Source organism: Bacillus sp. FSL R5-0576 (assembly GCF_038004765.1).
GTDB lineage: Bacteria > Bacillota > Bacilli > Bacillales > Bacillaceae > Bacillus > Bacillus subtilis.
Genome location: NZ_JBBORU010000001.1, coordinates 1 through 24,307, shown reverse-complemented (window position 1 = coordinate 24,307; position 24,307 = coordinate 1). Strand labels below are relative to the sequence as shown.

General features: G+C 42.4%; 25 protein-coding genes and 2 other annotated features. All 25 genes read right to left on the bottom strand.

Annotation, left to right across the window (positions count from 1 at the left end; genetic code table 11):
- Nucleotides 1-17 precede the first annotated feature (17 nt).
- Nucleotides 18-3,599: a DNA-directed RNA polymerase subunit beta gene (rpoB, locus tag NX903_RS00125; RefSeq protein WP_009966326.1), complete on the bottom strand. Its 3,582-nt coding sequence runs from the start codon at nt 3,597-3,599 to the stop codon at nt 18-20.
- A 245-nt stretch (nt 3,600-3,844) separates the two neighbouring features.
- Nucleotides 3,845-4,450 carry a class I SAM-dependent methyltransferase gene (locus NX903_RS00120; RefSeq protein ID WP_003235045.1) on the bottom strand — a complete coding sequence of 202 codons (606 nt, stop codon included), beginning with the start codon at nt 4,448-4,450 and terminating at the stop codon, nt 3,845-3,847.
- Nucleotides 4,451-4,539: 89 nt separating this feature from the next.
- On the bottom strand, nt 4,540-4,911 hold the full coding sequence (rplL, locus tag NX903_RS00115; protein WP_003156436.1) for a 50S ribosomal protein L7/L12: 372 nt from the start codon (nt 4,909-4,911) through the stop codon (nt 4,540-4,542).
- A 45-nt stretch (nt 4,912-4,956) separates the two neighbouring features.
- Nucleotides 4,957-5,457: a 50S ribosomal protein L10 gene (rplJ, locus tag NX903_RS00110; protein ID WP_003235042.1), complete on the bottom strand. Its 501-nt coding sequence runs from the start codon at nt 5,455-5,457 to the stop codon at nt 4,957-4,959.
- Between the two features lie 65 nt (nt 5,458-5,522).
- Nucleotides 5,523-5,663, bottom strand: a sequence feature (ribosomal protein L10 leader region).
- A 45-nt stretch (nt 5,664-5,708) separates the two neighbouring features.
- A complete protein-coding gene (rplA, locus tag NX903_RS00105) occupies nt 5,709-6,407 on the bottom strand; it encodes a 50S ribosomal protein L1 (protein ID WP_003235040.1) in 699 nt (232 codons plus the stop codon).
- 94 nt (nt 6,408-6,501) lie between these two features.
- Nucleotides 6,502-6,927 (bottom strand): 50S ribosomal protein L11, encoded by a 426-nt coding sequence (rplK, locus tag NX903_RS00100; protein WP_003156430.1) that lies wholly within the window; start codon nt 6,925-6,927, stop codon nt 6,502-6,504.
- A gap of 167 nt (nt 6,928-7,094) precedes the next feature.
- On the bottom strand, nt 7,095-7,628 hold the full coding sequence (gene nusG / locus NX903_RS00095) for a transcription termination/antitermination protein NusG (RefSeq protein ID WP_003225764.1): 534 nt from the start codon (nt 7,626-7,628) through the stop codon (nt 7,095-7,097).
- 178 nt (nt 7,629-7,806) lie between these two features.
- Complete coding sequence (secE, locus tag NX903_RS00090) at nt 7,807-7,986, bottom strand: preprotein translocase subunit SecE (RefSeq protein ID WP_004399676.1); 180 nt, start codon at nt 7,984-7,986, stop codon at nt 7,807-7,809.
- A gap of 33 nt (nt 7,987-8,019) precedes the next feature.
- Entirely contained in the window at nt 8,020-8,169 is a 150-nt protein-coding gene (gene rpmG, locus NX903_RS00085; protein ID WP_003156421.1) for a 50S ribosomal protein L33, read from the bottom strand.
- A 92-nt stretch (nt 8,170-8,261) separates the two neighbouring features.
- Nucleotides 8,262-8,918: an RNA polymerase sporulation sigma factor SigH gene (gene sigH / locus NX903_RS00080; RefSeq protein WP_003225758.1), complete on the bottom strand. Its 657-nt coding sequence runs from the start codon at nt 8,916-8,918 to the stop codon at nt 8,262-8,264.
- Nucleotides 8,919-8,980: 62 nt separating this feature from the next.
- Nucleotides 8,981-9,493, bottom strand: a complete 513-nt coding sequence (gene rae1, locus NX903_RS00075; RefSeq protein WP_003235032.1) for a ribosome-dependent mRNA decay endonuclease Rae1/YacP — start codon at nt 9,491-9,493, stop codon at nt 8,981-8,983.
- 6 nt (nt 9,494-9,499) lie between these two features.
- Complete coding sequence (gene rlmB, locus NX903_RS00070; protein WP_014475598.1) at nt 9,500-10,249, bottom strand: 23S rRNA (guanosine(2251)-2'-O)-methyltransferase RlmB; 750 nt, start codon at nt 10,247-10,249, stop codon at nt 9,500-9,502.
- Nucleotides 10,233-10,664 carry a mini-ribonuclease 3 gene (locus NX903_RS00065; protein ID WP_086343360.1) on the bottom strand — a complete coding sequence of 144 codons (432 nt, stop codon included), beginning with the start codon at nt 10,662-10,664 and terminating at the stop codon, nt 10,233-10,235. Before NX903_RS00065 ends, rlmB begins: the two co-directional genes overlap by 17 nt.
- A 3-nt stretch (nt 10,665-10,667) precedes the next feature.
- Nucleotides 10,668-12,068, bottom strand: coding sequence for a cysteine--tRNA ligase (cysS, locus tag NX903_RS00060; protein WP_086343359.1), 1,401 nt, complete (start codon nt 12,066-12,068; stop codon nt 10,668-10,670).
- The gene (cysE, locus tag NX903_RS00055; RefSeq protein WP_003225749.1) at nt 12,065-12,718 is read right to left on the bottom strand and encodes a serine O-acetyltransferase; all 654 of its coding nucleotides are present in this window, start codon (nt 12,716-12,718) and stop codon (nt 12,065-12,067) included. The genes cysS and cysE overlap by 4 nt, the downstream gene beginning before the upstream one ends.
- Nucleotides 12,719-12,786: 68 nt before the next feature.
- Nucleotides 12,787-13,017 (bottom strand) — a binding site (T-box leader).
- A 2-nt stretch (nt 13,018-13,019) separates the two neighbouring features.
- On the bottom strand, nt 13,020-14,471 hold the full coding sequence (gene gltX / locus NX903_RS00050) for a glutamate--tRNA ligase (protein WP_014478617.1): 1,452 nt from the start codon (nt 14,469-14,471) through the stop codon (nt 13,020-13,022).
- Nucleotides 14,472-14,561: 90 nt separating this feature from the next.
- Nucleotides 14,562-15,038: a 2-C-methyl-D-erythritol 2,4-cyclodiphosphate synthase gene (gene ispF, locus NX903_RS00045; RefSeq protein WP_003225745.1), complete on the bottom strand. Its 477-nt coding sequence runs from the start codon at nt 15,036-15,038 to the stop codon at nt 14,562-14,564.
- Nucleotides 15,031-15,729, bottom strand: coding sequence for a 2-C-methyl-D-erythritol 4-phosphate cytidylyltransferase (gene ispD / locus NX903_RS00040; RefSeq protein WP_014478616.1), 699 nt, complete (start codon nt 15,727-15,729; stop codon nt 15,031-15,033). Before ispD ends, ispF begins: the two co-directional genes overlap by 8 nt.
- A 14-nt stretch (nt 15,730-15,743) precedes the next feature.
- Nucleotides 15,744-16,844, bottom strand: a complete 1,101-nt coding sequence (locus tag NX903_RS00035; RefSeq protein ID WP_003235014.1) for a PIN/TRAM domain-containing protein — start codon at nt 16,842-16,844, stop codon at nt 15,744-15,746.
- Between the two features lie 115 nt (nt 16,845-16,959).
- The gene (gene disA / locus NX903_RS00030; protein WP_003225736.1) at nt 16,960-18,042 is read right to left on the bottom strand and encodes a DNA integrity scanning diadenylate cyclase DisA; all 1,083 of its coding nucleotides are present in this window, start codon (nt 18,040-18,042) and stop codon (nt 16,960-16,962) included.
- A 3-nt stretch (nt 18,043-18,045) separates the two neighbouring features.
- Nucleotides 18,046-19,422 carry a DNA repair protein RadA gene (gene radA, locus NX903_RS00025; RefSeq protein ID WP_015252992.1) on the bottom strand — a complete coding sequence of 459 codons (1,377 nt, stop codon included), beginning with the start codon at nt 19,420-19,422 and terminating at the stop codon, nt 18,046-18,048.
- A 91-nt stretch (nt 19,423-19,513) separates the two neighbouring features.
- On the bottom strand, nt 19,514-21,946 hold the full coding sequence (clpC, locus tag NX903_RS00020; protein WP_014475592.1) for an ATP-dependent protease ATP-binding subunit ClpC: 2,433 nt from the start codon (nt 21,944-21,946) through the stop codon (nt 19,514-19,516).
- Nucleotides 21,943-23,034 carry a protein arginine kinase gene (locus NX903_RS00015; protein WP_003235007.1) on the bottom strand — a complete coding sequence of 364 codons (1,092 nt, stop codon included), beginning with the start codon at nt 23,032-23,034 and terminating at the stop codon, nt 21,943-21,945. Before NX903_RS00015 ends, clpC begins: the two co-directional genes overlap by 4 nt.
- Nucleotides 23,034-23,591: a protein-arginine kinase activator protein McsA gene (gene mcsA / locus NX903_RS00010; RefSeq protein ID WP_014475591.1), complete on the bottom strand. Its 558-nt coding sequence runs from the start codon at nt 23,589-23,591 to the stop codon at nt 23,034-23,036. Before mcsA ends, NX903_RS00015 begins: the two co-directional genes overlap by 1 nt.
- A gap of 13 nt (nt 23,592-23,604) precedes the next feature.
- Complete coding sequence (ctsR, locus tag NX903_RS00005) at nt 23,605-24,069, bottom strand: transcriptional regulator CtsR (protein WP_003225724.1); 465 nt, start codon at nt 24,067-24,069, stop codon at nt 23,605-23,607.
- Nucleotides 24,070-24,307 lie beyond the last annotated feature (238 nt).

Sequence of the window (24,307 nt, the reverse complement as noted above, 5' to 3'; positions counted from 1 at the left end):
GCCTTTATAACTAGAGATTATTCTTTTGTTACTACATCGCGTTCAACGTCTGCAGATGCTGTTTCTTCCGGCTCTTCATCACCTGATAATGCCAGGCCGTCAGCTTGTTTCGCATCTTCTTCGTCTTCTAAATCTCTCATTTCTATTTCTTCTTCATCACCAGAAAGGATTTTGACATCCATACCTAAGCTTTGAAGTTCTTTGATTAATACTTTGAATGATTCCGGAACACCTGGTTCAGGAACATTGTCGCCTTTAACGATGGCTTCGTATGTTTTCACACGTCCAACCACGTCATCAGACTTAACAGTCAGAATTTCTTGAAGAGTATAAGCCGCACCGTAAGCTTCAAGTGCCCAAACCTCCATCTCACCAAAACGCTGTCCGCCAAATTGCGCTTTACCGCCAAGAGGCTGCTGCGTAACAAGTGAGTAAGGACCTGTAGAGCGTGCATGAAGTTTATCGTCAACCATGTGAGCTAGTTTGATCATGTACATGATACCGACAGATACACGGTTATCAAACGGCTCTCCAGTACGTCCGTCGTAAAGCACTGTTTTGGCGTCACGAGACATGCCGGCTTCTTCAAGTGTTTCCCAGACATCCTCTTCTCGCGCTCCGTCAAATACAGGAGATGCAATGTGAATGCCAAGGTAACGAGCGGCCATACCCATGTGAAGTTCCAATACCTGCCCGATGTTCATACGTGATGGTACGCCCAGCGGGTTAAGCATGATATCAATTGGTGTGCCGTCAGGAAGGTAAGGCATATCCTCTTCAGGAAGAATCTTAGAGATAACACCTTTGTTACCGTGACGACCGGCCATTTTATCCCCTTCAGAAATCTTACGTTTCTGAACGATATATACGCGTACTAACTGGTTAACACCTGGAGGAAGTTCGTCTCCGTCTTCACGGTTGAAGACTTTAACGTCATGGATAATTCCGCCGCCGCCGTGAGGCACACGAAGAGAAGTATCACGAACCTCGCGGGCTTTCTCGCCAAAAATGGCGTGAAGAAGGCGTTCTTCTGCAGTCAGTTCAGTTACGCCTTTAGGCGTTACTTTACCAACAAGAAGATCTCCGTCTTTTACTTCTGCCCCAATACGGATGATTCCGCGGTCATCAAGGTTGCGAAGCGCATCTTCACCGACGTTTGGAATATCGCGAGTGATTTCTTCAGGTCCAAGTTTCGTATCACGTGCTTCTGATTCGTATTCTTCAATGTGGATAGATGTATAAACATCATCCTTCACTAGGCGTTCACTCATGATGATGGCATCCTCATAGTTGTAGCCATCCCATGTCATGAAGCCGACCATTACGTTACGGCCAAGTGCAAGTTCACCAAGCTCCATAGAAGGACCGTCAGCAAGGATTTCTCCTTTTACCACTTCATCGCCGACACTTACGATCGGACGCTGGTTGTAGCACGTACCTTGGTTAGAGCGGACAAATTTCAGCAGGCTGTATTTATCCAGGTTTCCTTTTACTTTTTGACCGTCTACTTCTTCATAACGGCGAACCCAAACGTTTTTCGCTTCTACGCGTTCAACGATACCAGGGTGTTTACAAATAACAGCGGCACCAGAGTCTTTTCCTGATACGTATTCCATACCAGTTCCAACAAATGGCGCTTCCGGCTGCATCAAAGGCACAGCCTGACGCTGCATGTTCGCTCCCATGAGGGCACGGTTGGAGTCATCGTTTTCTAAGAACGGGATACATGCTGTCGCAGCAGATACAACCTGCTTAGGCGATACATCCATGTAGTCTACACGATTTCTGGAAACAACGGTGTTCTCCCCGCGGAAACGAGCTACGATGCTGTCATCAATAAAGGCGCCTTCGTCATCAAGACGAGCATTCGCTTGAGCGACAACATAGTTATCCTCTTCATCAGCAGTTAAGTAATCGATTCTGCCCGTTACCTTCCCTGTTTCAGGGTCAACGCGGCGATATGGCGTTTCAATAAAGCCAAAACGGTTTACTTTTGCATAAGATGATAGTGAGTTGATCAAACCGATGTTCGGGCCCTCAGGCGTTTCAATCGGACACATACGGCCATAGTGGGAGTAGTGAACGTCACGCACTTCCATTCCGGCACGCTCACGTGTCAATCCGCCCGGTCCTAATGCTGACAGACGACGCTTGTGCGTTAATTCAGCAAGCGGGTTCGTCTGATCCATGAATTGAGAAAGCTGTGAGCTTCCAAAGAACTCTTTAATGGACGCAATAACAGGACGAATATTGATCAGCTGCTGAGGCGTAATTGTATTCGTATCTTGAATTGACATTCTCTCACGAACCACACGCTCCATACGGCTTAAACCGATACGGAATTGATTCTGGAGAAGCTCGCCTACAGAACGTAAACGGCGGTTCCCAAGATGATCGATATCATCTGTGTCGCCTACTCCGTGCAGCAGGTTGAAGAAGTAGCTGATTGAAGAAATAATATCAGCAGGCGTGATGTTTTTAATCTCTTCTTCGATGTAAGCATTGCCGATTACATTAATAACCTGTTCTCCTTCTTGATCAGTCGGAGCAAAGATTTTAATTGATTGAAGAGTCACTTCATCTTCAACAACGCCGCCATTCGGATACAGCTTTCTGAAACCGATTCCGTTTTCTAAGTATGGCAGTACTTTATCAAGTGTTCTTCTATCAAGAATCTGACCTTTTTCAGCAAGGATTTCTCCTGTTTCAGGATCAACAAGCGTTTCAGCAAGTCTCTGATTGAAGAGGCGATTCTTAATATGAAGTTTTTTATTAATTTTATAGCGTCCTACATTGGCAAGATCGTATCGTTTCGGATCAAAGAAACGAGAATCAAGCAAGCTTTTCGCATTTTCTACTGTAGGCGGCTCTCCAGGACGGAGACGCTCGTAAATTTCCAGCAACGCTTTGTCGCTGTTTTCTGTGTTATCTTTATCAAGCGTATTTCGCAGGTATTCGTTTTCTCCTATGAGATCAAGAATCTCTTGATCGGAGCCGAAGCCGAGAGCACGCAAAAGAACCGTAACCGGCAACTTACGTGTGCGATCAATGCGGACATAAACAACATCTTTCGCATCAGTTTCGTATTCTAACCATGCGCCACGGTTTGGAATGACAGTTGCGGTAAAACCTTTTTTACCGTTTTTGTCTACTTTACCACTGAAATATACACTTGGAGACCGAACAAGCTGGGAAACGATAACGCGTTCCGCACCGTTAATGATAAAAGTACCTGTATCTGTCATAATAGGGAAATCACCCATGAAGACATCTTGGTCTTTTACCTCTCCAGTTTCTTTGTTAATTAAACGAACCTTCACTCTTAGCGGAGCTGAGTAAGTCACATCACGTTCTTTTGATTCCTCTACAGGATATTTAGGCTCACCTAAACTATAATCAATGAACTCAAGAGAGAGGTTACCAGTGAAATCCTCAATTGGTGATATGTCTTGAAACATCTCTCTAAGACCCTCATCAAGAAACCACTGATAAGAAGAGGTTTGAATTTCAATGAGATTTGGTAATTCTAACACTTCGCTAATGCGAGCATAGCTTCTGCGCTGGCGGTGTCGTCCATACTGAACTAGTTGACCTGTCAACTGATTCACCCCTCAAATCATGCGTATTATATGTGTAATAAGCATTTCTTCCAAAGAAAGAAAATACTTTTACAAGACAAAAGAAAAAAGGGTTTCTAATTAAGAAAACCACATCCAAAAACAAATACCGATTTTATTAGCATTTCCATACTTGTATAATTTATACATAGATATTGACAATTCATCATATCAAGCAAAATATATACATTGGCATTTTACAATATTAACATAGTTAAAATACCGAGTCAAACTTTTTTTGCTTTTATGATATAATAGCCTTTCTTTTTTTGAACGACGGAAACTTCATCGAACAGTTCCTCGAGCTTTTCAATGGCAGAAGGCGCGCCCTGCTTTTTCTGTATGACGATCCACAACTCACCTGAAGCTTTTAAGTGTTCAGCGCTTTTCTCAAAGATAGCATGGACAACTTTTTTTCCGGCTCGGATTGGGGGATTTGTAAGAATAGAAGCAAATGTTTGAGCAGAATCAACGTTTGAAAACAAATCGCTTTGATAAATCTTAACGTTTGTTATTCCGTTTTGTTCCGCATTTTCATTTGATAGTTCTACGGCTCTCTCATTAACGTCAATCATGTGGATAGTCCGGTCTTTAAAGTCGCTGGCGAGCGATAAACCAATCGGGCCGTATCCGCAGCCTACATCTAAAATGCCGCCCTCAACCTCAGGCTCTTCAAAAGAATCAATCAGCAGGCGGGAGCCGAAATCAACTTCTTTTTTAGAAAAAACCCCGCTGTCGCTGGTAAACGTGAAATCTTTATTCCGAAGCCTAAAAGACCAGGTTTGCTTGTTGCTTTTTACTGAAGGTTTTTCTGAATAATAGTGCTCACTCATTATTAGAACCTCCTTTTTTCATGGCTTAAAGAATGGCAAAGAAAAAGCTCGCCTCATAAAAGCGAGCTTCCCCTACAGGTAAGTGAAGATTACTTAACTTCTACAGAAGCGCCAACTTCTTCAAGTTTAGCTTTAAGCTCTTCAGCTTCTTCTTTAGCAATACCTTCTTTAAGTGGTTTTGGAGTGTTGTCAACAAGCTCTTTAGCTTCTTTCAAGCCAAGACCAGTGATTTCACGTACAACTTTGATAACTTTGATTTTTTGAGATCCTGCACCAGCAAGGATAAGATCGAATTCGCTTTGCTCTTCAGCAGCTCCGCCAGCAGCAGCTCCGCCAGCTACAGCTACAGGAGCAGCAGCAGTTACGCCAAATTCTTCTTCGATTGCTTTTACTAGGTCGTTCAATTCAAGTACAGTTGCTTCTTTAACGGAAGCAATGATTTCTTCGATATTTAAAGCCATTTGTAATTCCTCCATTTTGTTTTAATTTATGAAAAACTGATTAGATTAAGCGCCTTGTTCTTCCTTTTGTTCTGCCACAGCTTTTGCAGCAAGAGCAAGGTTGCGAACTGGAGCTTGAAGTACGCTAAGCAACATAGAAAGCAAGCCTTCGCGTGATGGAAGTTCAGCAAGAGCTTTCACTTCTTCAACAGTAGAAACTTTACCTTCGATAACGCCAGCTTTGATTTCAAGAGCTTCGTGATTTTTAGCGAAGTCATTAAGAACTTTAGCCGGAGCGACAACATCTTCAGTGCTGAATGCGATCGCGTTCGGTCCAGTTAAGAAATCATTCAAACCATTAAGCTCAGCTTGTTCAACCGCACGGCGAGTCATCGTATTTTTGTAAACTTTGAACTCAACGTTAGCTTCGCGAAGCTGTTTACGAAGTTCAGTTACTTCAGAAACGTTAAGTCCGCGATAGTCAACGATGATCGTTGATTTACTTTCTTTCAGTTTAGAAGCAATTTCTTCAACAACAACTTTTTTTGTTTCAATTGCGCTGCTCATGGTTACACCTCCTGTAGATTCTTGTGTAACACTTATACCGTTAGGTGATCACGACTGAGACGACGGATTCCATATAAAAAGCCTCCATGAGACATGGAGGCTGTATATACAAGCATACGTAACGTAATAGCTGTGATAATATACACCTCGGTAGGATAATTAAGCGGTTAGGCCCCTACTGTCTACGGTATAAATGATATTCTATTTTACAACATTTTGAATAATATCAGAATGTTGATGTCATGTCAATATTATTTTACGTTAAAAGTTGAAGAGTCTACTTTGACACCAGGTCCCATAGTAGAAGTTACAGCAACGTTTTTCACGTAAACGCCTTTAGCTGCAGCAGGTTTAGCTTTAAGGATTGTATCGTACATTGTTGTGAAGTTCTCAACAAGTTTTTCATCCTCGAAAGAAACTTTACCGATAGGAACATGAATGTTTCCAGCTTTATCAACACGGTATTCAACTTTACCAGCTTTGATTTCGCCGATCGCTTTTTCAACTTCGAAAGTAACTGTACCAGTTTTAGGGTTTGGCATTAAACCTTTTGGTCCAAGTACACGACCGATTTTACCAACTTCACCCATCATGTCAGGTGTAGCTACGATAACATCGAAATCGAACCAGCCTTGTTGAATTTTGTTGATGTAGTCAGTATCGCCTACGAAATCTGCACCAGCAGCTTCAGCTTCTTTCGCTTTTTCGCCTTTTGCGAAAACGAGAACGCGCTGAGTTTTACCAGTTCCGTTTGGAAGCACAACTGCTCCACGGATTTGCTGGTCGTTTTTACGAGGGTCAACCCCTAAACGGAAAGCCACTTCAACTGTAGCGTCGAATTTAGCTGTGTTTGTTTTTTTAACGAGAGCTACTGCTTCAGAGACGTCGTAAGCTTTAGAACGGTCTACAAGCTTAGCAGCTTCAACGTACTTTTTACCTTTTTTAGCCATTTTAAAATTTCCTCCTTATGTGGTTATAGCGGAATAACCTCCCACGAATAAGGGTTGCGAACTTGTTAAAACTCGCAACCCGACAAGAAACAAATTAATCCTCGATTACAATACCCATACTGCGGGCAGTACCTTCAACCATGCGCATTGCCGCTTCAACGTCTGCTGCGTTTAAGTCAGGCATTTTCGTTTCAGCGATTTCGCGTACTTTATCGCGCTTAACGGTTGCCACTTTATTACGGTTTGGTTCACCAGAACCAGACTCAATTCCAGCTGCTTTTTTAAGCAATACTGCAGCAGGTGGAGTTTTTGTAATAAATGTAAATGAACGGTCTTCGTAAACCGAAATTTCAACAGGAATGATTAAACCAGCTTGGTCAGCTGTACGAGCGTTAAACTCCTTACAGAATCCCATGATGTTAACACCGGCTTGACCAAGTGCAGGTCCAACTGGTGGTGCTGGGTTAGCTTTTCCAGCAGGAATTTGCAATTTTACAACTTTAACTACTTTTTTAGCCACGAGACACACCTCCTTAAGTCCGTGATGTGGTAATAGGGTAAACCCTCCCACTCAAGGTTTCATTCTTTATATGAATGACGAAATATCATGCTAGTTGCCTTGGATAAGTCCAAGACGTACCTTTGCTATATTATCATTTATATATAGCAATTTCAAGTTTTTTCACATTACAATTTATCGATTTGGGTAAATTCCAGCTCAACTGGCGTTTCACGGCCAAACATATTAACGAAAACTTTGACCTTGCTTTTATCATAATCAATCTCTTCAATTGATCCTGTAAAGTTAGCAAAAGGTCCGTCTATTACTTTCACTGTCTCTTTCAGTTCAAAGTCAATATCAGTTTTTCGTTCATCCATGCCCATTCTCTTCAGAATGGTTTCTGCTTCGCCCGGAAGAAGCGGCGTCGGTTTTGAACCTGACCCGGCAGATCCTACGAATCCAGTAACGCCCGGCGTGTTGCGGACAACATACCAAGAGTCGTCTGTCATTACAATTTCAACAAGCACATAACCAGGGAATACTTTCTTTTTCACGACTTTTTTCTTGCCGTTTTTGATATCTGTTTCTTCTTCTTCGGGTACGACTACACGGAAAATTTTATCCTGCATCCCCATTGATTCAACACGTTTTTCCAAGTTGGCTTTTACTTTATTCTCATAACCAGAGTACGTGTGAACAACATACCAATTCTTTTCCATTCTATTCAGGACTGTCCAGTCCTTCCCTCCCCGCATTTGGTTTTAGTGAATTACCATAACGCTTCAAAAAATAGGCGGCAAGCCTATGATAACTATCATTTTAAGCCACAATAAAAAACCCGCTGAACGGGTTTTGGCAAGTAATATTATGATCTATTATAGCACGTATTGCTGATCATTATTCAACTATTAAACGAATTAATTGAGAAATTCCTGTGTCAAGGAGGGCAAAAAAGATAACAAAAAAGATAACTGTTGAAATTACCGTAATGGTATAACGCGTTAACTCTTTTCCTTTAGGCCAGCTTACCTTTTTCATTTCTTTCCCAACATCTTTAAAGAATTTCATAATACGCATGTAAAAGACCTCCACAATTTAAAAGCGCAAAAACTATTTTGTTTCAAGATGAGCTGTATGTGAATTGCAAGTACTGCAGTATTTCTTTACTTCTAATCGCTCAGCCGCTGATGCAGAGCTCTTCATAGTCGTATAATTACGGTTTCCGCATGTCTTGCATGCTAACGTAATCTTTTTTCTCATGTCATTACACCTTTTTCTAAATAGACATTAGTTCTTATCTTTAGTAACATATCATAGTCAGAAAAATACTGTCAATATAGCATAAATTGCTATTACAAACTGATTTCGCGAATTTCCAAGTACTTCTCCAGCTTGCGTTTCACACGCTGAAGGGCATTGTCGATCGATTTCACATGTCGGTTCAGTTCATCAGAAATCTCTTGGTAACTTCTCCCATCGAGATATAAGACGAGTACTTTTCTCTCTAAATCACTTAAAAGTTCTCCCATTTTCATTTCAATATCATCAAATTCTTCCTGATTAATGATCATTTCCTCAGGATTTAAGGTTTTCGCTCCTGAAATGACATCCAGCAGTGTTCGGTCTGATTCTTCATCAAAAATCGGTTTATCTAATGAGACGTAGGAATTCAAAGGAATGTGTTTCTGGCGAGTAGCTGTCTTTATTGCGGTAATAATTTGGCGGGTAATACATAATTCTGCGAAAGCTTTGAATGAGGTAAGCTTGTCCTCTTTGAAGTCACGAATAGACTTATAGAGGCCTATCATGCCTTCCTGAACAATATCCTCTCTGTCCGCCCCTATTAAGAAATAGGATCTTGCTTTTGCCCGAACAAAGTTTCGGTACTTCGTAATCAAGTAATCTAACGCATCACTGTCCCCAACATGAACCTTTTCAATGACCTGCTCGTCCTCCAACTGGCAAAACTGCTCTTTGTTGAATTTTCCCTTGTTGTTCTGTAGATTCACTCCGATCCCCCCGGCGCACGTAGATAGAAATATTATACAGTATTGGGCAAAAAAGCGTCAACTTAATCTAAGTCTCCCCGCCTCCACTTTTCAAACGTTTTCAAAACCTCTTCCGATAAAGCAATTTTACCCGCCGGCTTTTCGGAAGTGATTTTTCTTACCCGTCTCTCTATTCGCCTTTCAATCGTTTCTACCTCTCTCAAAAGCTCCCGGGCCGATTTCCGCAATGCCCCCTGTCCGAAAATCGCCCACTGCTCAGTATAGTCAGAGGTCGCAACGTGAATTTGAGTCGCAATATTATTCAAAGCCTGAGCGAGCTTTTCTATCCGCTCATCAGCCGTCTCATTTTCTTTTGTAAAAATTACTTCAACTCTATGGTTGGTCTGTTTTTTCTCAAGCCCTTTTACGAGATGCGCGTCAAAAACAACAATAACCCTGTTTCCTGTATACGATTGATATTCCGCCATTTTCTGAATCAGTACGTCTCTCGCCTCTTCAAAACTGTTCGCTTTTAAATCCTTCAGCTGCGGCCAGGCTCCAATCATGTTGTACCCGTCTACTAACAGGATATCCATGGGTCTTTATTCTCCCAGAGGGTTTCGTTTCCGGTAGACTTCATACATCAAAAGACCAGCCGCGACAGATGCATTTAGTGAAGTTACCTTTCCGGCCATCGGGAGTTTAATGAGAAAATCGCACTTTTCCTTTACAAGACGGCCCATCCCTTTTCCTTCACTTCCGATGACTAGAGCCAAAGGCATATTGCCGTCCATATTGCGGTAATCCTCACGCGCGGACGCATCCGTTCCGACAACCCAGATTCCCCGCTCTTTCATCTCTTCTAACGTCCGTGCCAAATTGGTGACTCTTGCTACAGGAATGTGCTCAATTGCTCCTGTTGAAGCTTTTGCCACTGTTGTTGTCAGCCCGACAGCTCTCCGTTTTGGAATGACGATGCCATGAGCGCCGACCGCATCTGCTGTCCTCATAATGGAACCAAGATTATGAGGGTCTTCAAGCTCGTCCAGAATGAGGAAGAAAGGCTGTTCATTTTTTTCTTCGGCTGCTTTATATAAATCGTCCAGTTCTGCATATTCATACGCTGCAACCTGTGCCACTACGCCCTGATGCTGTCCTGTCACCATTTGATCGAGTTTTTTTCTCGGGACGTATTGAATCGTGATTCCCTGCTTTTTGGCAAGCTCAATCACTTGCTGTGCTTGTCCCTTTACGGTGTTTTCCGCCATCCACAGCTTATACAGCTTCCGATCAGATTTTAACGTCTCGATCACTGCATTTTTCCCTATGACGTAATCATGTTGCTGACTCATTTGTTTTCCTCCCTGACGTCCCGAATTGTATAGCTTCGGCTACGAGCTGACTAAGTCGTTCCTCTTTTTTCTCTAGAAAAAGGTAGCCCAGAAGCGCTTCAAATGCTGTACTGTAGCGGTACGTCTGAACATCTGTATTTTTAGGTGTTGTCCCTGACTTGGCATTTCTGCCTCTTTTCAGCACCGCTTCCTCTTCTTCCGTAAAAAATGATTGATTCTGCAGAAAAAATAGGATCTCAGCCTGTGACTTTGCTGAAACAATCCGGCTTGATTTCTTATGAAGATCATTTGGTTTGGTAAAGCCCTGCTTAAGCAGGTGATGCCTGACATACACTTCAAAAATGGCATCACCTATATAAGCAAGCGCAAGACCGTTAAGGTGCTTAGAATCTTTTATCGTATCAAATTCAAGCATCTGTTATTCTCCCCGTTTCCAGCGAGTGCCTTGAGCCGTATCTTCAAGAATGATATTCATGCTTTTCAGCTGGTCGCGGATCTGGTCTGACAATCCAAAATCGCGATTCCGGCGCGCTTCATTTCGCTTTTCGATTAAGTCTTCAATCTCTTGATCGAGAAGTTCCTGCTCACCCAACGAAAAACCGAGGACAGAAACAATGCGGTCAAACATCTCAATAAACGCCGTAATCACATGATCAGCCGTATGATCTTTCTGAAGATAATAATTGGCGTGTTTCGCTAAGTCAAACAAGACTGAAATGGCATTCGCCGTATTAAAATCATCGTCCATCGCTTCTTCGAATGCTTTGCGGTGTTCTTCAACTTTTTCAAGCCATTGATCGTCATCTTCGGTTAAATTCGTACTGCTGTTCAGACGGTGCTGAAGATTGCTGTACGCTGTTTTTAAACGGTTGAACGCGCTTTTCGTATTCTCCAGAAGCTCTTCCGAATAGTTAATCGGATGGCGATAATGAACAGATAGCATAAAGAATCTCAAAAGCTGAGGATCATGCTGTTTAATGATGTCATGCACAAGCACAAAGTTGCCTAGTGATTTTGACATTTTTTCATTATCAATATTGATATAACCATTATGAAGCCAGTACTTCGCAAACGTTTTGCCTGTCAGCGCCTCAGATTGCGCAATTTCGTTTTCATGGTGAGGGAATGTTAAATCCTGTCCGCCCGCATGGATATCAATCTGGTCACCGAGATACTTTTTCACCATTGCTGAGCACTCAATGTGCCAGCCCGGACGTCCTTTCCCCCAAGGGCTATCCCAAGAGATTTCTCCTTCTTTTGCCGCTTTCCACAGTGCGAAATCAAGAGCATCTTCTTTTTTCTCGCCGACTCGGATGCGTGCACCTGATCTAAGTTCATCGATTGATTGCTGAGAAAGCTTTCCGTACCCTTCAAACGCTCTGGTTTTGAAATATACGTCACCTTCTGATTCATATGCGTAGCCCTTTTTCACGAGCTGATCTACGAATTCGATAATGGCATCCATGTTCTCCATTACTCGCGGATGAAGGTCGGCTTTTCGGCAGCCGAGCGCACCCACGTCTTCAAAGTATGCTTTAATAAAACGCTCTGAAATGGTGGGTACATCCTCACCGAGTTCATTTGCCGCTTTAATTAATTTATCGTCTACGTCTGTGAAGTTAGAGACATACTGCACATCATAGCCTTTATACTCTAAATAGTTTCGAACCGTATCGTAAACGATTGCCGGACGCGCGTTCCCGATATGAATATAATTGTAAACCGTGGGTCCGCATACATACATTTTCACTTTTCCCTCTTCAAGAGGAACAAATGTTTCCTTCTGTCTAGTCAATGTATTATAAAGTGTGATTGTCATTTTTGGTTGATCCTTTCTTTTCTGTCTTCAAGTTCTGCCTTCAGCTCTAAAATCTGCTGTTCCAAAGACTTAAAGCGGTCAGCAACTGGATCGGGCAAATCCTGATGGTTTAAATCGCGTCTTACTTTTTTGCCATTTTGTACAACGACCCGTCCAGGGATACCGACAACTGTTGAAAAATCAGGAACATCATGCAGCACTACTGAACCAGCCCCAATCTTTGAGCCTTCACCGACCGTAATAGAACCGAGCACTTTAGCACCTGTGGCTATCAATGCGTCATCTTTAATCGTTGGGTGCCTTTTTCCCTTTTCTTTCCCCGTTCCCCCGAGGGTAACCCCCTGAAAAACGGTTACGTTATTGCCGATTTCACATGTCTCCCCAATGACAACCCCCATGCCGTGGTCTATGAAAAATCTTCTCCCGATTGTAGCGCCGGGGTGGATTTCTATCCCGGTAAAAAATCGGCTTACTTGAGATATAAGGCGTGCAAGGAAATAAAATTTTCGTTTATATAAAGCATGTGCAATCCGATGCGCCCATATAGCATGTAAACCGGAATAAGTTAAAATCACTTCAAAATAGCTTCTTGCTGCGGGATCTTGATCGAACACAGTATCAATGTCTTCTTTGAGCATTCTAAAAAACACATGCTTCCCCCCGTTTCTCTATCTGATTTCCTCTACCCAATAAAAAAAGCGCCTCTGCATGTAAACATGACAGAGACGCTTTAACCGCGCGGTTCCACTCTGTTTGAAAAGCAGACTTCTGCTCTCCCAACTTCAGCCTGTAACGGCGGCGGCCGCCTTTGAATACTGGTTTCAAAAAACGTTCTTCAAAGGTCTTAAGGGCGCACTTCTAAAACCCGGCTCATGGATCTCTCTCAGCCAATGGAGATCCTTTCTGTAATGGCCTAAAGCTTTATACTCTTCCCTGTCAACAATCATTTATTTAGATATTTTTTAAACGCTGAATTGCAGTCTCTTTACCGATCAATTCAATTGATTGCGGCAGTTCCGGACCGTGAGTTTGCCCTGTTACAGCAACACGAATCGGCATAAACAGTTTTTTCCCTTTATGGCCAGTTTCTTTCTGCACTGCTTTGATCGATGCTTTGATGTTATCCGGAGTGAACTCCTCAAGCTCTTCAAGCTTCGCTGCGAATGTACTGAGCACTTCAGGAACCTGTTCTTCTTCCAGAACAGCTTTCGCTTCTTGATTATACTCGATCTCATCCGTAAAGAACAAATCAGTCAGCTCAACAATTTCCGCACCGTAGCTTAATTGCTCATGATACAGGGAAATCAGTTTACGAACCCACTCTTGTTCTTCAGCAGAAAGCTCAGTGCCAACTTTGCCCGCTTTTTGCAAATGCGGAAGCGTCAGTTCAACAACCTGATCAAGATCCAGCTTCTTCACATATTGGTTGTTAACCCATTTTAGCTTATGCATATCAAACAAAGCTGGTGATTTAGATAAACGATTTACATCAAAAATTTCAATAAACTGCTCTTTTGTGAAAAGCTCTTCTTCTCCAACCGGTGACCAGCCTAGCAGTCCGATAAAGTTGAACAGCGCTTCTGGCAAGTAGCCAAGCTCTTTGTACTGCTCGATGAATTGAATAATGGATTCATCACGTTTGCTGAGCTTTTTACGGCTTTCGTTTACGATCAGCGTCATGTGTCCGAACTGAGGAATATCCCACCCGAATGCTTGATAGATCATAATCTGTTTCGGTGTGTTAGAAATATGATCCTCACCGCGCAGCACGTGTGTCATTTTCATTAAGTAGTCATCAATCGCTACCGCGAAGTTATAAGTAGGCGTTCCGTCCTTTTTAACAATAACGAAGTCGCCGATGCCATCTGATTCAAAAGAAATTTCGCCTTTTACGATATCATTGAAGGCGATAATTTTTCCTTCCGGCACGCGGAAACGAATACTTGGTTTTCTGCCTTCAGCGATAAATTTCTCCTGTTCTTCCTGAGTCAGGTCTCTGTGTTTTCCGGAATAACGAGGCATTTCTCCGCGGGCAATCTGTTCTTCACGCTCTTTTTCAAGCTCTTCTTCCGTACAGTAACATTTATAAGCAAGCCCTTTTTCAAGAAGCTCTTCATAGTACACTTTATAGATATCGTTACGCTCTGACTGACGGTATGGGCCGTACTCTCCTCCGACATCCACACTCTCATCCCAGTCAATACCTAGCCACTTCAGATAATTCAGCTGGCTTTGTTCTCCGCCCTCAATATTGCGCTTTTTATCTGTATCCTCAACTCGAATGATAAACTTTCCGCCTTGATTGCGGGCAAATAAATAATTAAAAAGCGCCGTTCTGGCATTTCCAATATGCAAATGTCCGGTTGGACTCGGTGCATAACGGACGCGTACTTCGTTTCCCATTTTCAAATACTTCCTTTCATGTCATGTATGGCCTCAGGCAAAAATGTATGAATCTATTCTACCACCAAATAGACCCGGCATCAAAACAAGTTAGCCTTTTTGTATCAGTACTGTCGCCTGTGCCGCTATTCCTTCCGCCCGGCCTGTAAATCCAAGCTTTTCTGTCGTTGTTGCTTTTACATTTACTTGAGAAACATCTGCCTCAAGGCCTTCAGCAATTCTTTTTCTCATATCTTCTATGTACGGCAGCATCTTCGGCTTTTGCGCTATGATGGTGCAATCAATGTTCCCAAGGACATACCCCTTCTGTTTCACGATTCCCCAGACATGCTGAAGTAATTTGAAAGAATCTGCGTCCTTGAACTCGGGATCTGTGTCAGGAAAATGCTTGCCGATGTCTCCTTCACCCACAGCTCCCAGGCAGGCGTCAGCGACAGTATGCAGCAATACGTCTGCATCAGAATGGCCAAGCAGCCCTTTTTCGTACGGGATTTCAATTCCGCCAATAATGAGAGGACGGCCCTCCACTAATTGATGCACATCAAATCCTTGTCCAATTCTAAACATGTTTATTCCCACTTTCTGATTCCATGATAGCTTCAGCTGACGTCAAATCGTCTGGCGTCGTCAGCTTAATATTTGTATAGCTGCCTTCTACAACACGGACCGAACCGCCCTCCATCTGTTCAACGAGGCTGGCGTCATCCGTCCCTAAAAATCCCTTGCGCTCGGCCTCAGCGTGAGCCTTCATCAATAAAGAAAGACGAAAAGCTTGTGGCGTTTGGACAGCCCACAAGCTTGAACGTTCAATCGTCTCACTGACTTGTAAATCTTGAACGCGTTTAATCGTATCTTTTACCGGAACAGCAAGGATGGCCGCTCCTGTCTGTTCCGCCTCTGCGATCAGTTCGTCAATTTGTTCATGTTTTATAAATGGGCGGGCACCGTCATGTACAAGGACAATCTTTTCTTGCTTTACGGCTTTCAGCCCCTTATACACACTGTGCTGACGCTCTTCTCCGCCTGCAACAAGCTCAATTGAAGTTTGAAACGGGTAATCGCACAGCAATTGCTGAAAGTGCTCCCGCTCCTGTTCGTTAATCACCAAAATGATTTTATCGCACTGCCGGTGGCTGTCAAACACTCTTAACGTGTGTATGATCACCGGGTCTCCTTTCAGCTCAATGAACAGTTTATTTCTCCCTGCCTTCATCCGCTTTCCCTGTCCGGCTGCAGGAATCACCACATCATAACTCATTGTTTCTTCTCCCTTTAGAGCGCCTTCTCCAACAGCTTAGGCTTCGCAAAAATCATTCGTCCCGCTGCTGTCTGCAGCACACTTGTGACAAGTACATCAATATGCTTGCCGATATAATTCCGTCCTTCTTCAACGACAATCATCGTACCGTCATCCAAGTAGGCAACTCCCTGATTATGCTCTTTCCCGTCCTTAATGACCTGAACATTCATTTCCTCGCCAGGAAGCACAACAGGCTTGACCGCATTGGCAAGGTCATTAATGTTTAATACTGCTACCTTCTGAAGCTCGCACACTTTATTTAAATTAAAATCATTCGTCACGACGACCCCGGATGTCAGCTTAGCAAGTTTGACGAGCTTGCTGTCAACCTCCTGAATATCTTCAAAGTCGCCTTCGTAAATTTCAACTTCAATGTCTAATTCTTTCTGAATGCGGTTCAGGATATCAAGACCGCGGCGTCCTCTGTTTCGTTTTAAAACATCTGAAGAGTCTGCAATATGCTGCAATTCCTCAAGGACAAACTGCGGAATCACGATAACTCCCTCTAAAAAACCAGTCTGACAAATATCTGCTATTCTCCCATCAATAATAACACTAGTGTCCAAAATTTTCAGCTTCTTGTCTTGAACCTCATGTTCTTCATCAGCTGTTCCTTTTTTCTTTTGCATTCTGGCGGAAATGGAAAACAGGCTGATCAATTCATCCTTTTTCTTAAAGCCCACCTGGAAGCCGAGATAACCGAGGAAGAAAGCCAAAAATACAGGAATTATTGTGCTGAATATGCGGTAAGGTATATTGTCTAAAGGAATAACATTTACGATAAGATAAGCAATTATAAGTCCAAAAACTAAGCCAAGACTTCCAAATAACAAATCTGGAACCGGCGCTTTTAACAATGAATCCTCTATCCACTTCACCCAGTTCACAACGTATTCTGTACCCCATATACTGATGAGAAAAAAGATAATTGCTCCTATTGCCGCAGACGTATATGCGTTTGTTATTAAAGGTATGTCCTGTATATTTAACAGTACAAACAATTCAGGTATCAAAAATATACCAACAACGCCGCCAAAAATAATGAAGAACGCCTGAACTATTCGTTTTAACATACCCCCACCTCCTTTTTTAACATTTTAATTTCACAAAGTCTTATGCATCCTACGAATATCAGAATAAACAAAAACCAACATTAATATACCCGTATTCATAAGGTTTTAACCGAAATCACAGTTGTCTGTCTAAATAATGCTTCTCTTGCAGGCGTTTTAATCCTTTTTTGATTTTTTGGGCTCGTACTTCACCGATTCCCTCTACTTCATCTAATTCTTCTGCACTCGCCTCAATAATCCTTGGTAGGACTCCAAATGCTTCTACAACATTTTCAACAATCGGCATCGGAAGACGCGGTATCTTATTTAACAGCCTGTATCCTCTCGGCAATACATAATCATCAAGATTAGTAGAAGCAGGGTAACCGAGAAGCTTATACACAATGGAATCATCCAGCAGATCATAACTGGACATATCCTGCAGCTCCTTCAAGAGAACAAACGGATCTTTAATCTTTTCTTTTACATAGTCCTTAATAAATAAAGCGGCCTCTTCTTCCATATCCGTAATCAATTCAATGACTTGCAGTTTGATCAAATGTCCTTCTGTCCCCAGCTCTTTGATATACATATTAATTTCGTTTTTGATTCTCAGTACCATTTCATAACGATGCATGACAGACAAGACATCACTGAAGGTAACAAGTTCCTCAAACTCTAACGCGTTCAGTGCATTAATCGTTTTATCGAGGATTGTCTTATATTTTTCAAGTGTTTGAATGGCTTGGTTCGCCTTGGTTAAAATAAATCCTATGTCTTTTAGTGTATACTTCATGTTTTCCTGATATAACGTTATGACATTTCTTCTTTCAGAAATAGCGATTACAAGACAGCCAGTTTGCTTAGCTACTCTTTCGGCAGTTCTGTGCCGCATTCCTGTTTCTGATGAAGAAATTGTGGCATCCGGCATCAGCTGAGTATTCGCGTAGAGGATCTTTTGACCAGAATCACTTAAAATGATCGCTCCATCCATTTTAGCCAGCTCATATAAATGCGCCGGAGAAAAAGCCGTGTTTATGTGAAAGCCGCCGTCCACTACTTCTTTTACTTTATCATTATATCCAACAACAATCAGACCGCCTGTATTTGCTCTCAAGACGTTTTCCATCCCCGCTCTGAGCGGTGTACCCGGAGCAACAAACTGCAATATAGATGACAGGTCTAACTCGTGTTTCGCCCCTTTTTTCTCTTTTTCCATCTATTATCCTCCTAATGAAGTACGAAGCGCTTCTGCAACATTTGCTACTCCGATAACCTCAATCCCTTTTGGTTTTGTCCATCCATCCAGATTTGCCGCGGGTATGATCATGCGTTTAAAACCAAGCTTTGCCGCTTCTTTCACACGCTGTTCAATTCTTGAAACCCGCCGGACTTCTCCGGTTAATCCCACTTCTCCAATAAAACAATCTGCAGGATTTGGAGGTGTGTCTCTAAAGCTTGATGCGATACTAATCGCAATGGCAAGATCAATTGCCGGTTCATCAAGCTTAACGCCGCCAGCCACTTTCAAATAAGCATCCTGATTTTGCAGCAGCAGCCCTACTCTTTTTTCTAACACAGCCATTAACAGAGAAACCCTGTTATGGTCTATTCCCGTTGCCATACGCCTTGGGTTGCCAAAACTTGTTGGCGAGATGAGCGCCTGAATTTCAACGAGAATCGGTCTAGTGCCCTCCATAGAGGCAGTGATACTCGAGCCTGCGGAACCAGCAGAGCGTTCTTCTAAGAAAATTTCCGAAGGATTCAAAACCTCAGTGAGCCCCTCTTCCCGCATTTCGAAAATGCCCATTTCGTTTGTAGATCCGAAACGGTTTTTTACAGCCCGCAAAATACGGAAAGTATGGTGGCGTTCTCCTTCAAAATATAAAACAGTGTCAACCATATGCTCCAACAGTCTCGGACCTGCAATAGACCCTTCTTTCGTCACGTGCCCTACGATAAAAATCGGAATACCTTTTGTTTTTGCAATTTTCATCAGCTCAGCGGTACATTCTCTGACCTGTGACACACTGCCTGGAGCCGATGTAATATCGCTTTGGTAAACCGTTTGAATAGAGTCAACAACGACAAACGCTGGATTCATCTCTTGTATAGCAGACGAAATATACTCCATATCGGTTTCAGATAAAACATGCAGTGACGGATTATTAATGCCGAGACGGTCTGCTCGCAGCTTCGTTTGCTTTACAGATTCTTCTCCCGAAATATACAGGACACTGTTTGATGAGCCTGATAATTGAGCGGAAACCTGCAGTAATAGCGTTGACTTTCCGATACCAGGATCACCGCCAATTAAAACGAGGGAGCCTTTAACGACACCTCCGCCGAGTACTCTGTTAAACTCGCCAAGCTGGGTTTTGACGCGGGGTTCTTCTGATGTTTCGATTGATGTAATAGGTGAAGGTTTCTGTACAGTTTGAACAGAATGAGAAAAAGCCGCTCTCCGATTGGCCGGTGCTTTTTTAATCATTTCTTCCACCATTGTATTCCAAGCACCGCAGCCCGGACATTTCCCCATCCATTTTGGAGACTCGTAGCCGCAGGATTGGCAGATGAATTTCGATTTTGTTTTAGCCATATATAGTGTAAGACCTCTCCCTTGTTCTATTTCTTGATATGAAAGTGAGGCATACACTTACATGCTGTATGCCTCATTTCCGTCTTCTATATTAATTCGTTTTAGCAGTCGTTTTTACGACAAATTCGCCATCTTCTACATCAAGAACAATATGCTGTCCTTTATGAATATTTCCTCTGAGGAGTTCTTCAGATAAACGATCCTCGACATGTTTTTGGATCGCTCTTCTTAACGGACGGGCACCGTATTCCAGGTCAACGCCCTCTTCCGCGACTTTCGCTTTTGCAGCATCTGTCAATTCGATAGAAAGATCTTGTTCTTTCAGGCGTTTCGTTAATTGATCAGACATTAATGACACAATTTCAGTAAGATGTTTTTTCTCAAGTGAATGGAAGACAATGATTTCATCAATACGGTTGATGAACTCAGGTCTGAACGCTCGTTTCAATTCACCCATCACTTTATCTTTCATGTCTTTATGATTTTGAGTTTCATCCTGAACGTTAAAGCCGACATATTTATTGCGTTTCAGCTCACTTGCTCCGACGTTTGATGTCATGATCAGAATGGTATTGCGGAAATCGACTGTGCGTCCTTTAGAATCAGTCAATCGCCCGTCTTCAAGAACTTGCAGAAGGATATTGAAGACATCAGGGTGCGCTTTCTCGATCTCATCAAGAAGCACGACAGAGTAAGGTTTTCTTCTGACTTTCTCTGTCAATTGACCGCCTTCATCATATCCCACATATCCCGGAGGTGAACCAACAAGTCTTGAAGTTGAGTGTTTTTCCATGTATTCAGACATATCAATTCTGATCATGGATTCTTCATCGCCAAAAATGGATTCAGCAAGTGCTCGTGCAAGTTCTGTTTTACCTACACCTGTAGGGCCTAAGAAAATGAATGAGCCGATTGGGCGTTTAGGATCTTTTAATCCTGCTCTCGCACGTCTGACGGCTTTTGCAACAGCTACAACTGCCTCATCCTGGCCGATGACGCGGGAGTGAAGAATGTTTTCCATATTGAGAAGCTTATCAGTTTCAGTTTGGGCAATTTTAGATACAGGCACACCGGTCCAGCTGGATACAACCATCGCGATATCATCCACAGTAACCTCTGAGTTTTCCTGCCCTTGCTTCTCTTTCCATGATTTCTTCGTATCCTCTACTTGCTCGCGCAGGCGTTGTTCAGTATCACGCAAGGAAGCAGCTTTTTCAAACTCTTGGCTTTGCACTGCCGCATCTTTCTCTTTACGAACCTCATCAAGCTTCTGCTCAAGCTCTTTTAAGTTAGGAGGCGTTGTAAATGAGCGCAGTCTCACCTTTGAACCTGCTTCATCGATCAAGTCAATTGCTTTATCCGGAAGGAAGCGGTCAGAAATATATCTGTCAGAAAGCTTAACCGCAGCTTCAATGGCATCATCAGTGATAGAAACGCGGTGGTGGGCTTCGTATCTGTCACGCAGACCTTGTAAAATTTGAATACTTTCATCTACAGATGGCTGATCAACCTGAATCGGCTGAAAACGGCGTTCCAGTGCTGCATCTTTTTCAATATATTTACGGTACTCATCAAGAGTCGTTGCACCAATACATTGGAGTTCGCCGCGAGCAAGTGAAGGTTTTAAAATATTAGATGCATCAATAGCACCTTCTGCTCCGCCTGCCCCGATTAATGTATGGAGCTCATCGATGAATAGAATGATATTTCCTGCCTGGCGAATTTCATCCATGACCTTCTTCAGGCGATCCTCAAATTCTCCGCGGTATTTTGTGCCGGCAACAACTGTTCCCATGTCTAATGTCATCACACGTTTATCACGCAAAATTTCGGGTACTTCATTATTGATAATTTGCTGTGCCAAACCTTCTGCGATAGCCGTTTTACCTACACCTGGTTCCCCAATGAGAACAGGGTTGTTTTTCGTTCTGCGGCTTAATACTTCAATCACACGCTGGATCTCCTTGCTTCTGCCGATTACAGGGTCAAGGCTGTCTTCCTTCGCAATAGCAGTTAAGTCTCTTGCCAAGCTGTCAAGCGTAGGCGTATTCGCATTGCTGTTTGTTCCTGCCGCTGATGATCCTGTTTCATTACTTCCTAGAAGCTGGAGCACCTGCTGTCTTGCTTTATTTAAGCTGACACCGAGATTATTCAGAACTCTCGCAGCAACGCCTTCTCCTTCACGAATCAGACCAAGAAGAATATGTTCTGTTCCGACATAAGAATGACCGAGTTTTCTTGCCTCATCCATTGAAAGCTCAATGACTTTTTTAGCTCTAGGAGTATAATGAATCGTTTGAGACATTTCCTGCCCGCGCCCGATCAAACTTTCTACTTCTTTCTGAATTTTATCTGAACCGAGTCCAAGCGCTTGAAGAGCTTTAGCAGCAATGCCCTCTCCTTCTCTTACCAGTCCTAATAAAATATGCTCAGTGCCAATGTTATTATGACCTAACCGAAGTGCTTCTTCCTGTGCTAGCGCCAGTACTTTTTGAGCTCGTTCTGTAAATCTTCCAAACATCATATCGATTCATCCTCCTGTCTTTTCCCATTCATTTCTAAGTGAAGCCGTTCTCTGATGAGAGCCGCTCTTCGAATGTCCCTTTCGTTCGGACGCAAAGCGCCTCCCGAGTATTGCTGTAAAAACCCTGGCTGCGTCAAAATCATAAGTTCGTTAAGTATGTTGCTTGAAAGTCCTTTTATAATACCTAGGTCTATGCCTAACCGAACATCTGAAAGGCACTTTGCAGTTTCTTTCGATTCTATCATCCGGCAATTAGACAAGACCCCATAAGACCGATATACCCGATCCTCAAGTTCGATTTTAGAAGTTTGATAAATCGCTTCTCGGGCAGATCGTTCTTGTTCAATCAACTGAGCAGCAACACTGTTAAGATCCTCTACAATATCCTGCTCTGACTTACCAAGCGTGATCTGATTTGAAATTTGAAAGATATTCCCTACTGCTTCGCTGCCTTCCCCATAAATTCCTCTAACAACTAAGCCTAATTGATTAATTGCCGGTATAATTCGATTTATTTGCCTAGTTAAAACCAGTGCCGGCAGATGCATCATGACCGAAGCCCTTAAACCTGTACCTACGTTTGTAGGACAGCTGGTTAAGTATCCTCTTTGCTCATTGAATGCATAATCAACTTTTTCTTCAATCCAGTCGTCGACCTGGTTTGCGGCTTTCATTGCTTCTAAAAGCTGAAATCCAGGGAAAAGACACTGAATTCTAATATGGTCCTCTTCATTTAGCATGACGCTTACTTCCTCATTTTCAGAAAGCAAACAGCCGCCAAAAGGAGACTCTGTCAGATTAGGACTGATTAGATGTTTTTCAACAAGTACACGCTTTTCTAAAGGCTGTGCATCATTCATTCTAATCAAAACAAATTTGCCGATTCCGGGAATTTCTTGCTCTGAAAACTGATCTTCAAATTGCTGTATGATGGATGAGGCTTCTTCATTGGAATACCGCGTAGGGAACCGAATATGCTCAAAGTTCCTTGCTAAACGTATGCGGCTGCTGAGTACAATGTCACTTTCAGGTCCTTTCTGCTTCATCCAACTGCTTAGTGCGTCCTGAATAAAATGCTTTAGCGACATTACCCCTGTTCCTCCTCACTATCTGTACTTTTGAGTGATTGTTCTAATGAACGAATTTGATCTCTTACATGAGCTGCATTTTCAAATTCTTCTTGATGGATTAAGGATTCTAATTCCTTTTTTAGCATATCAATCTGCCGTCTGACATGAAGATTGCCGCCTATTCGTTTCGGTATCTTACCTGCATGCACAGTGTTTCCGCTGTGCACTTTACGTAGGATTGGTGTAATGTTGCTATGAAATGTTTTGTAACATTCAGAACATCCAAAACGGCCAATTTTTCTGAATTGCTGAAAAGTCATTCCGCATTTCGGACAAGCAGATATTTGCTCCGAGTGACTGAACATTTGAGTTCCTGCATTTTGAAATGAAGAATCCATGTTCAGTAAACCCGAAAGTAAATTATGAATAGAGAAACCCTGATTTGCACTTATACCATATGAATCACTATTTTCTTTGGCACATTGTTCACAAATATGAACTTCTATTTTTTCTCCGTTAACAACCTTTGTAAAGTGAAAAGTGGCTGGTCTCTCGTGGCACTCTTGACAAATCAATCTTTTCACCCGCTTATTTTAATTTTAAAGAAGTCAGCATTGCCTTCATCATTCTCGCTCTTAATTCATCACGTTCAGGCAAGTCAATGTGTAAAACTGAGCGGTCCATTACGCTGACCATCATTTTTGCTTCTCTTTCTGAAATTACCTTGTCTTCTAATAGCCTTAAAATAATGTCATCAGAGGCTGCTTGAGACAAATGGGTATTAATTTGAGAAATAATATTATTGATCAGGACAACTTCATTGTTCATTTTAATTTTAATGATTCTGATATAACCGCCGCCCCCGCGTTTGCTCTCAACAATATATCCTCTTTCGCTTGTAAATCTGGTGTTGATGACATAATTTATTTGGGAAGGAACGCATTGAAATTTATCTGCAATTTCACTTCGTTTAATCTCTAAAATTTCCTTGCCATTTTGATCTAACACTCGTTTTAAATATTGTTCAATGATGTCAGAAATATTATGTCCCACTCAACCCCCTCCTTTACTGACTTTGACTATATTTGACTTTAATCTTACTATAAGCCGTTTCTCGAGAATTTTCAACTTTCTCGCTCTATCCTTTATTATTTCCATTTTCCCGGTCCACAAAACCTGATAGCTGATTTAAAATTCGGTATAAAGTTATTATATTATACAGTTAAGTGGAATTTTATGATACCAATAAACCAAAATACAAAAAACCCAGCTCAATGAGCTGGGTTTAGCT

Coding starts and splice junctions, on each gene's coding strand:
- NX903_RS00120 (WP_003235045.1), bottom strand. CDS start 4,450: ATGAGTGAGCACTATTATTCAGAAAAACCTTCAGTAAAAAGCAACAAG.
- rplL (WP_003156436.1), bottom strand. CDS start 4,911: ATGGCTTTAAATATCGAAGAAATCATTGCTTCCGTTAAAGAAGCAACT.
- rplJ (WP_003235042.1), bottom strand. CDS start 5,457: ATGAGCAGCGCAATTGAAACAAAAAAAGTTGTTGTTGAAGAAATTGCT.
- rplA (WP_003235040.1), bottom strand. CDS start 6,407: ATGGCTAAAAAAGGTAAAAAGTACGTTGAAGCTGCTAAGCTTGTAGAC.
- nusG (WP_003225764.1), bottom strand. CDS start 7,628: ATGGAAAAGAATTGGTATGTTGTTCACACGTACTCTGGTTATGAGAAT.
- secE (WP_004399676.1), bottom strand. CDS start 7,986: ATGCGTATTATGAAATTCTTTAAAGATGTTGGGAAAGAAATGAAAAAG.
- rpmG (WP_003156421.1), bottom strand. CDS start 8,169: ATGAGAAAAAAGATTACGTTAGCATGCAAGACATGCGGAAACCGTAAT.
- rae1 (WP_003235032.1), bottom strand. CDS start 9,493: ATGGATATCCTGTTAGTAGACGGGTACAACATGATTGGAGCCTGGCCG.
- rlmB (WP_014475598.1), bottom strand. CDS start 10,249: ATGAGTCAGCAACATGATTACGTCATAGGGAAAAATGCAGTGATCGAG.
- NX903_RS00065 (WP_086343360.1), bottom strand. CDS start 10,664: ATGCTTGAATTTGATACGATAAAAGATTCTAAGCACCTTAACGGTCTT.
- cysS (WP_086343359.1), bottom strand. CDS start 12,068: ATGACAATCACACTTTATAATACATTGACTAGACAGAAGGAAACATTT.
- gltX (WP_014478617.1), bottom strand. CDS start 14,471: ATGGGAAACGAAGTACGCGTCCGTTATGCACCGAGTCCAACCGGACAT.
- ispF (WP_003225745.1), bottom strand. CDS start 15,038: ATGTTTAGAATTGGACAAGGATTTGATGTGCATCAATTAGTGGAGGGC.
- ispD (WP_014478616.1), bottom strand. CDS start 15,729: ATGAGTTATGATGTGGTGATTCCTGCAGCCGGACAGGGAAAGCGGATG.
- NX903_RS00035 (WP_003235014.1), bottom strand. CDS start 16,844: ATGTTAAAACGAATAGTTCAGGCGTTCTTCATTATTTTTGGCGGCGTT.
- disA (WP_003225736.1), bottom strand. CDS start 18,042: ATGGAAAAAGAGAAAAAAGGGGCGAAACACGAGTTAGACCTGTCATCT.
- radA (WP_015252992.1), bottom strand. CDS start 19,422: ATGGCTAAAACAAAATCGAAATTCATCTGCCAATCCTGCGGCTACGAG.
- clpC (WP_014475592.1), bottom strand. CDS start 21,946: ATGATGTTTGGAAGATTTACAGAACGAGCTCAAAAAGTACTGGCGCTA.
- NX903_RS00015 (WP_003235007.1), bottom strand. CDS start 23,034: ATGTCGCTAAAGCATTTTATTCAGGACGCACTAAGCAGTTGGATGAAG.